Below are 8,831 nucleotides of genomic sequence, written 5' to 3' on the forward strand. Positions count from 1 at the left end.
TTCGGGCAGGGTCCATCGCCGGTGGGGCGCACGGGCGCCACCGGAAGCTCAAGGGGGTGGGTCAGCGGCGGGCCAGCGGGACGACCAGCGGCGTGCCGGTCTCGGGGTCGGGGACGATCCGGCAGGGCACCTGGAAGACCCGCTCGACCAGTTCGGCGGTCAGCACCTCGCCGGGCGGGCCGGCCGCGGCCGGCTCACCGCCGTCCAGCACCACCAGGTGGTCGGCGTAGCGGGCGGCCTGGCCGAGGTCGTGCAGCACCATCACCACCGTCCGTCCGGCGTCCCGGTGCAGGTCGGTGACCAGGTCGAGGACGTCCAGCTGGTGGCGCAGGTCGAGGAAGGTGGTCGGCTCGTCCAGCAGCAGCAGGTCGGTCTCCTGGGCCAGCGCGAGCGCGATCCAGGCGCGCTGGCGCTGGCCGCCGGAGAGCCGGTCGACCGGGCGGTCGCGCAGCACGTCGGTGCCGGTGCGGCGCAGCGCCTCCTCCACCGCGGCCTGGTCGGCGGCCGACCACGGGGTGAGCATCCGCTGGTGCGGGTAGCGGCCGAGCCGGACCAGCGCCTCCACGGTGACCGCCTCCGGGGTGACCGGCTGCTGCGGCAGCAGGCCCATCCGGCGGGCCAGCGCCCGGGCCGGCATCCGGTGGATGTCGGCGCCGTCCAGGGTGACGGTACCGGCCGCCGGGGCCAGCAGCCGGACCAGGCCGCGCAGCAGCGTCGACTTGCCGCAGGCGTTCGGCCCGACGATCGCGGTGACCGCCCCGCCGGGCAGCTCCAGGTCCAGGCCCCGGACGACCTCGCGGTCGCCGTAGCGCAGGTGCAGGCCCCGGGCGGCCAGCCGGTCGGGGGAGGGGGCGGTGGTGGTCATCGGGAGCTCCTCTGCGGCGGTCGGCCCTGGCGGATCATCAGCGCCAGCAGCCACGGGGCACCGAGCGTCGCGGTGACGGCGCCGACCGGCAGGCCGTGCACCGGCAGCACGTGCAGGACGAGGTGGTCGGCGGCGGTCAGCAGCAGCGCGCCGGTCAGCGCGGTCAGCGCCAGGGTGAGCGGGGTCGGCGGGCCGGCCAGCAGCCGCACCAGGTGCGGCACGGCGAGGGCGACGAAGCCGACCGGCCCGGCCAGCGCGGCGGCCAGCGAGGCCAGCACCACGGCGAGCAGCAGCAGGCCCAGCCGGGTCCGGTGCGGGTCGACGCCCAGGCCGCCGGCCGAGTCGTCGCCCAGGTCGAGCACCGCGACCCGACGGTCCATCAGGAACGCGGCGGCCACCGCGGCGGCGATCGCCCCGCCGGCGCCCCACAGTTCGGGCCAGGTCCGCCCGTACAGCGAACCGGTGGTCCACTGCAGCGCCTGCCCGGCCAGCTCGGCCGGGAAGCGGACGATCATCAGGTTGACGGCCGCCGCCAGGCCCGCCTGCACGGCCAGGCCCACCAGCACCAGCCGGGTCACCGCCATCCGCGAGCGCCAGGCGAACGCGCCCAGCAGCGCAGCCGCCAGCAGCCCGCCGCCCAGCGCCGCCAGCGGGGTCAGCGCCTGCGAGGCGCCGGTGGCCAGCAGCAGCACCGCGCCGAACGAGGCGCCGCCGGTCACGCCGATCACGTCCGGCGAGGCCAGCGGATTGCGGAACAGCCGCTGCAGCAGCGACCCCGCCACCGCCAGGCCGGCGCCCGCGACCACCGCGGACAGCACCCGGGGCGCCCGGAACTCGCGCACCACCAGGACGTCGCCCGCCGAGCCGGAGCCGAACAGCGCGCGCAGCGCGTCCGGCAGCGCGATCGACACCTGGCCGGTGGACAGCGCCACCCCGGCCGTCAGCACCAGCAGCACGGCCGCCGCCGCGATCAGCAGCAGGGTCCGCCGCCGGGCCCGGGCCAGCGCACCGGGCTTCGACCCGGCCGCGGCGGGGGCGGTGCGGGCGGACGGGGCGGGGGTCAGGGTGTCCGGGCTCATCGCGCCGCCGCCGCCTTCCGGGCCAGCACCGCGAGCAGCGGCGCGCCGAGGAACGCGGTGACGATCCCGACCTCGATCTCGGACGGCCGCGCCACCAGCCGGCCCAGCACGTCGGCCAGCAGCAGCAGCACCGGACCGGCGATCAGGCAGCCCGGCACCAGCACCCGGTGGTCGTTGCCCAGCAGCGGACGCACCAGGTGCGGCGCCGCCAGGCCGATGAACGCCACCGGCCCGGCCACCGCGACCGAACCGGCCGCCAGCAGCACCACCGCCAGGCCGCCCAGCACCCGGATCCGCGCCACCGGCACGCCCAGCGCCTGCGCGGTCTCGTCGCCGAGCGCCAGCGCGTTCAGCGCCGGGGCGACCAGCAGCGCCAGCAGCACGCCGACCGCGAGCAGCGGCAGCACCTGGTACAGCCCGTCCAGGCTGCGCCCGCCGACCGAACCGGCCAGCCAGAACCGGGCCTCGTCCAGCGTCCGGCGGCTCGCCAGCATCAGCGCCGACGTCCAGGACGCCAGCACCGCCGACAGCACGGTGCCGCCGAGGGCCAAGCGCACCGGGTCCAGGTCGCCCGAGTGCCGCGCCATCCCGTACACCAGCAGCGCGGCGCCGCTCGCGCCCGCCACCGCGAACCAGACGTACTGCAGCGGGTGCGACAGGCCCAGCGCGAAGATCGCGGTCACCACCGCGAACCCGGCCCCCGCGTTGATGCCCAGCGTGGTCGGCGACGCCAGCGGGTTGCGCGTCACGCCCTGGGCGACCGCCCCGGCCGCGCCGAGCGCCGCGCCCACCGCGATCCCGATGACGGTCCGGGGCACCCGGAGGCCGACCACCACGTCCGCGTCGGCGCCGTGCGCCCTGCCCGACAGGGCGTCAACCACCGTGGCGAGCGGGATCGATCGTGATCCGAGGGCGAGGCTGAGGGCCGCGCACAGGGCGAGCGCCCCGAGGCCGGCAGCGAGCAGCGAGACCTGCCGCGCTGCTGCGGACCGGGGTGCCGGGGTGGCGGACACGGTTGGTTCGGTTCTGAGCACGGAAACAGATTTTGGTTAGGCTAACCTTAATAAGTCAAGTGCCGGTGGGGGCGCGGGGAGTGAACCCGCGTCTCACGCCCGAAGGAAGCCGCCATGCTCGACCTGCCCGCCCGGCCCGCACCCGCGACCGGCCGCCTCGCCCTGACCTACCGTCAACTCGCCCACGCCTGCCCGGCGCTGACGTTCTCCCTGGTGGGCGAGGACTCGGCGGACGGTGTGCCGTCAGCGGGCGGGGCCCCGGTGGACGGACGGGAGTGGATCCCCATGGACCGGCTCGCCTCCGCCGTCGAGCGGCTCGTCGACGCCGAGGCCGCCCGGATCCGCGACCGCCACGGCCTCGCCCCGCGCCCGCACGTCGCCGCCTCCCGGCTGCTGCACCACCACCTGTGGACCACCTCCCTGCTGATCAGCGGCGTCTGGTACCTGGAGGGGCGGATCCCGCTCCTCCCGGCCGGCCGGCTGTGGACCGACGCCGCGACCGGCGACTTCGCGCTCCGCCCCGGCGGCTGGGCCCCCGGCGACGAAGCCGCCCTGCGCGACGCCGTCGCCGCCCACGTCGGCCCCGTCCTCGCCGCCTTCCAGCCCCTCGTTCGCCGCGGCCCCCGCGCCCTGTGGGGGATGGCCACCGACGACCTGCTCTCCGGCCTCTGGTACCTCGGCCGCATGCTCGGCGAGGAGGACCGCGCCGTCGCCACCGCCACCGCACTCCTGCCCGCCGGCGCCCGGCCGTGGACCGGACCCGCGAACTTCCGCCGCGAGCACGGCGGTTGGACCCGCACCCGGCAGGGCTGCTGCCTCTACTACGCCGTCGACCCGGCCAACCCCTGCGCCACCTGCCCGCGCCGCGCCTGATGCTCCGCCCCGCACGGTGCGATCGGGCCCGGGCCCGGGCCCGTATCCGCATCTGCGTCCGGGGTCGGACCCGGCTCCGCGTCCGGGTCTGGCGTCAGGCGGTCGAACTCCCTAATGTGAGCAGTCCTCATATTATCGAGCGCAAGGGGGCCGCCATGACGGACCGCCACGACCTGCCCGCCGGGTTCCGCTGGGGCGTGTCCACCGCCGCGTACCAGATCGAGGGCGCGGTGGACGAGGACGGCCGGGGGCGCTCGATCTGGGACACCTTCTGCGAACGCCCCGGCGCGGTGAAGAACGGCGACAGCGGGCGCACCGCCTGCGACCACTACCACCGCTGGCCCGAGGACATCGCCCTGATGCGCGAACTCGGCCTGGACACCTACCGGTTCTCGCTCGCCTGGACGCGCGTCCAGCCCACCGGCCGCGGACCCGCCAACCCCGCCGGGCTCGACTTCTACGAGCGCCTGGTCGACGGCCTCCTCGAAGCCGGCATCACCCCGCTGCCCACCCTCTTCCACTGGGACCTCCCGCAGGCCCTGGAGGACGAAGGCGGCTGGCTGCACCGCGACACCGCCCACCGCTTCGCCGAGTACGCCGCGCTGGCCGCCGACCGCCTCGGCGACCGGGTACCGGCCTGGATCACCCTCAACGAGCCCTTCGTCCACCTGGTGTACGGCTACGCGCTCGGCATCCACGCCCCCGGCCGCACCCTGATGCTCGACGCCCTGCCCGCCGCCCACCACCAACTCCTCGCCCACGGCCTGGCCGCCGCCGAACTGCGCTCCCGCGACCTCGACGTCCTGATCGCCAACAACCTGACCCCGGTACGGCCCGCCTCCGCCGACCCGGCCGACCTCGCCGCCGCCGACGCCTACGACACCCTGCACAACCGCCTGTTCACCGACCCGCTCCTCCTCGGCCGCTACCCCGACCTCTCCGCGTACGGAGTCGGCCCGGACCTGCACGGCGCCATCCAGGACGGCGACCTCGACCTGATCCACGCCCCCGGCCTGGACGGACTGGGCGTCAACTACTACAACCCCACCTGGATCGCCGCCCCCACCGAGCCCGGCCTCCCCTTCGCCGAGGCCCCCATCGACGGCGTCCCCCGCACCCACTTCGGCTGGCCCGTCGTCCCCGAGGGCCTCACCGAACTCCTCCGCACCCTCCGCGACCGCTACGGCGACGCCCTCCCCCCGATCACCGTCACCGAGAACGGCTGCTCCACCGACGACACCCTCGACGACACCTCCCGCACCGACTACCTGGCCGGCCACCTCGACGCCCTCGCCCGCGCCACCGCCGACGGCATCGACGTCCGCGGCTACTGCACCTGGTCCCTGCTCGACAACTTCGAATGGGCCGAGGGCTACAGCCAGCGCTTCGGCCTCGTCCACGTCGACTTCGCCACCCAGGCCCGCACCCCGAAGGCCTCGTTCGCCTGGTACCGCGACCTGATCGCGGCCCAGCGCGCGAAGTCGGCAGGGCGGTAGCGGGGTGCGGGCCGGGCTCCTCCCGCGCGCGGGGACGCGGGGGAGCCGTGGCGGGGCCGCTCGGGGGCCTTTCAGGCGGGGGTCATCCGAGTTTCCACTGCTGGTTGCCCTGGCCGTTGCAGGCCCACAACTGGACCGGGGCGCCGTTCGCCGGCGATGCTCCGCTGACGTCCAGGCAGAGTCCGGACTGGGCGCCGGTGATGGTGCCGTTGGCGTTGCGGACCCACTGCTGGTTGGGCTGTCCGTTGCAGGGCCAGACGATCGCCTTGGTGCCGTTGGCGGTGCCCTTGTCGTTGGCGTCGAGGCACAGCCGGGTGCTGCCGGAGTACACCGTCAGCTGGCCCGAGGAGGTGGCGGTCCAGGTCTGGTTCGCACCCCCGGAGCAGGAGTAGATCTGGGTCTGGGTGCCGCCGGTGGTACTGGAGTTGGGAACGTCCAGGCACTTTCCGGCGCCGACGGCGTGCAGCGGGCCGGTCGTGGTGCCGGTCCCGGTGCCGGTGCTGTAGCCGGCCGCGGCGATGTTGGCCTGGACGGCGTCGTCGGTGGCGTCGGACGGGTAGCCGCTGACCACGGCGCCCTCGTAGAAGGTCCCCAGGCTCTGGTTGGTGTTGCCGTTGCAGCAGTCGCCGCCGCTGCCGAGGATGACGGCGCCCTGCTGCTTCATCGGGCTGTAGCCGGGCGGGAGCGCGCCGTTCCAGAGCGTGGTGAGGCCGCCGGACTGGGCATCGCCGCCCTTGAGCGCGAAGCGGGTGGTGCCGTTGTTCTTCAGCATCGCGGTGACGTAGCGGCTGGTGAAGGCCCGCTGGTTCTGGTTCCAGGACTGGCTGCCGCCGGAGTACAGGCCGTACTCGAGGTCGGCCTGCACCCACGGGCCGGTCCCGGAGCAGCCGCCGAACCAGCAACTGGTGCCGAAGTAGATGGCGTTCATGGCGCCCGCGCCGTCCGCCTTGCGGTCGGTCTCGCTGTTCCCGTAGTCGAAGCAGCAGCCGCCGTTGACGTGCGTCCCGCTGGTCACCATGTACGCGCCCTGGGGGGCGCTGCCCAGCGGCATCCCGGAGGAGGACCCGTCGTGCCAGTAGCTGTTGCCGGGGTTGATGTAGAGCGAGTACGCCTTGGCGCCGCCGAGGCTGAGGGCCTCGCTGGTCGCGCTGGCCGGGGTGTCGCTGCCGCCGGCGCCGCCGGGGCCCTGGTAGGCGAGGTCGTTGCCGTGTCCGGACTGGTCGAAGACGATCGTGACCACGCACGAGGTGCCGGCGCAGAAGGCGTCCTGGGCGGCCGCGTCGGCGACGCCCCCGGCGGCGACGGGGGCGATGTTCTGCGTCCTGCCGTCCGAGGCCCGGCGGACCTGGTAGAGCGCTCCGCCGTACGCCGCGTAGAGCGCGCGGGTGGTGGAGTGTGCGGCGACGCAGGGCGTGCCGCCCGCCGCGTAGAGGTCGCAGGGGCCGCTGGTGGCGGCCTGCGCGGTGGTGGCGAGTCCTCCTGTTCCGGTCACGGTGCCGACGACCAGCAGGACCGTGGCGAACGCGCGGACCAGCGTGCGGAGTCGGGCGCGGAACGGGGGCGGGGGTGCGGGCGTCGGGTGGTCCGGACGGCGGCTGTCACGCATGGGGGCTCCCTGCGGCTGGTCGGGTGGGCGTGGGACGGGGGGCGGGGGTGAGGGCGGCGGTGGGCCCGGGATGCGCGCCGGGCCGCCGCGGGGACCTCACAGGGTCCACTGCTGGTTGCTCTGGCCGTTGCAGGTCCACAGGTCGATCAGGGCGCCGTTGGCGGTGGACCTCCCGGTGACGTCGAGGCAGAGTCCGGACTGGACGCTGGTGATCGTGCCGTCGGTGTTCACCTTCCACTGCTGGTTCGTCTGGTTGTTGCAGGTCCAGATCTCCACCTTGGTGCCGGGCGCGGTCTGGTTGTCGTACGCGTCGAGGCACATCTGCGTGCCGCCGGAGGAGACGGTCAGCTGGTTGGAGGCGGTGTGCGTCCACTGCTGGTTGGCCTGGTTGTTGCAGTCCCAGATCTGCACCTGGGTGCCCGCGGTGGTGGTCGAGTTCGGCACGTCCAGGCACTTGTTCGCGCCCACGGCGCGCACCGGTCCGCTGGTGGCCGTTCCGCCGCTGGTGCCGCCGCTGACCCGGAACGCGGTGGTGCCGTGGGCCGGTACGGCGGCGCTGATGGTGCCCGTGGTGGTCGAGGTCGCGCCGGACCACAGGTCGGTGAGGCCGTAGCTCGCGGCCCCGGTCTTGCCGATCGCGGCGGCGGAGGTGCTGATCGTCGCGGTCGACCCGGTCTCGTTGAACAGGACCACGGAGACGTCGCCGTTGGCCAGCGGCTTGGCCAGCACGTCGAGACCGCCGACGGAGGAGACCAGGGTGCCCTGCTTGCCCAGCGGGTCCTGGTCCACCGCGATCACCCGGGCGTTGGTGAGCGTGGACAGGGTGTTCGCACTGGCCGAGGCGATGTTGGTGCCGGCGATCAGCGGTGCGGCCATCTCCGCCCACAGGGTGAACTCCGAGCGGCTCTCGGTGTCGGTGAGCGGGCCGTTGCCGACCTCCAGCATGTCCGGGTCGTTCCAGTGGCCGGGGCCGGCGTAGGCCGCCAGCTTCACGTTGCTGTGGAAGATCGACAGCATGCTGGAGTAACTCGCGTTGATGTCACCGGTGGTGCGCCAGCTGTTGCCGACGCCGGCGCCCCAGGTCCACACGCTGTCCTCGCCCCAGTTGCACAGGCTGAACAGGATGGGCCGCCCCGTCGCGGCCAGGGCGTCGCGCATCGTGGTGTAGCGGGTCTGGGCGGGGGCCTTGCTGCCGTTGGGGCAGGAGTTCAGTGCGCAGCCCGGCCCGGCGTAGCAGTTGTCGTACTTCAGGTAGTCCACGCCCCAGGCGGCGAAGGTCTGCGCGTCCGTGGTCTCGTGGCCCAGGCTGCCCGGGAAGCCGGCGCAGGTCTGCAGCCCGGCGTCCTCGTAGATGCCCAGCTTCAGCCCCAGCGAGTGGACGTAGTCGGCGGTGCCCTTGATCCCGTCCGGGAACTTGGCCGGATCGGGGACCAGGCGTCCGTCGGAGCCCCGGGTGCGGGTCATCCAGCAGTCGTCGATGTTGACGTACTGGTACCCGGCGCTCTGCATGCCGTTGTCGTGCATGGCCAGCGCCGTGCTCTTGATCAGCGACTCGGAGACGTTGCAGCCGTAGGCGTTCCAGTCGTTGAAGCCCATCGGCGGCGTGGCCGCCGTGCCGTTGCCCAGGGCCGCGGCCGGCGCGGCCGCGCCCAGGGAGAGCAGCGGGACCGCCAGCGACAGGAGCAGGGCCGAGAACGCGCAGGCGAGCGCCCTGCGCAGTCGTGCGCGCGCCGGTGGCCGGGTGGCGGGCGGGTTCGCGTGGAGCATGGGGTCGCCTCCTGGGGGGAGTGGTGGGAGTGGTGGCTGTTCCGTGCGGCTCGGCACGCGTGCGCGGCTTCTTTTTGTGCATGACAAACGTGTGCCGGTGGATGGTCCCGTGGGTGCGGGGCGGGGCGGGGC

Annotated in this window: 7 protein-coding genes; 2 read left to right on the plus strand and 5 right to left on the minus strand. The window is 74.4% G+C overall.

The genetic code is table 11. The annotated features are described in order from the left end of the window. Positions 1 to 61: 61 nt before the first annotated feature. The 3 genes from IH44_RS0129195 to IH44_RS0129205 are packed head-to-tail and all read right to left on the minus strand — an operon-like array spanning position 62 to position 2,957. Positions 62 to 865, minus strand: a complete 804-nt coding sequence (locus IH44_RS0129195; protein ID WP_030462753.1) for an ABC transporter ATP-binding protein — start codon at positions 863 to 865, stop codon at positions 62 to 64. After that, the gene (locus tag IH44_RS0129200) at positions 862 to 1,944 is read right to left on the minus strand and encodes an iron chelate uptake ABC transporter family permease subunit (RefSeq protein WP_030462754.1); all 1,083 of its coding nucleotides are present in this window, start codon (positions 1,942 to 1,944) and stop codon (positions 862 to 864) included. The genes IH44_RS0129195 and IH44_RS0129200 overlap by 4 nt, the downstream gene beginning before the upstream one ends. Beyond that, positions 1,941 to 2,957, minus strand: coding sequence for an iron ABC transporter permease (locus IH44_RS0129205; RefSeq protein ID WP_030462755.1), 1,017 nt, complete (start codon positions 2,955 to 2,957; stop codon positions 1,941 to 1,943). The genes IH44_RS0129200 and IH44_RS0129205 overlap by 4 nt, the downstream gene beginning before the upstream one ends. A gap of 114 nt (positions 2,958 to 3,071) precedes the next feature. On the opposite strand from IH44_RS0129205, the gene IH44_RS0129210 reads away from it, so the two are divergent. Beyond that, complete coding sequence (locus IH44_RS0129210) at positions 3,072 to 3,830, plus strand: (2Fe-2S)-binding protein (protein ID WP_030462756.1); 759 nt, start codon at positions 3,072 to 3,074, stop codon at positions 3,828 to 3,830. A gap of 155 nt (positions 3,831 to 3,985) precedes the next feature. Then, complete coding sequence (locus IH44_RS0129215; protein WP_030462757.1) at positions 3,986 to 5,326, plus strand: GH1 family beta-glucosidase; 1,341 nt, start codon at positions 3,986 to 3,988, stop codon at positions 5,324 to 5,326. A gap of 82 nt (positions 5,327 to 5,408) precedes the next feature. On the opposite strand, the gene IH44_RS0129220 is transcribed toward IH44_RS0129215, so the two are convergent. Both IH44_RS0129220 and IH44_RS0129225 read right to left on the minus strand, forming a co-directional pair. Then, entirely contained in the window at positions 5,409 to 6,932 is a 1,524-nt protein-coding gene (locus IH44_RS0129220) for an arabinofuranosidase catalytic domain-containing protein (RefSeq protein WP_081967197.1), read from the minus strand. 96 nt (positions 6,933 to 7,028) lie between these two features. Next, positions 7,029 to 8,699, minus strand: coding sequence for an RICIN domain-containing protein (locus tag IH44_RS0129225; protein WP_051817484.1), 1,671 nt, complete (start codon positions 8,697 to 8,699; stop codon positions 7,029 to 7,031). Between the last annotated feature and the right edge of the window lie 132 nt (positions 8,700 to 8,831).

This window comes from Kitasatospora sp. NRRL B-11411 (assembly GCF_000721345.1).
Lineage (GTDB): Bacteria > Actinomycetota > Actinomycetes > Streptomycetales > Streptomycetaceae > Kitasatospora > Kitasatospora cineracea.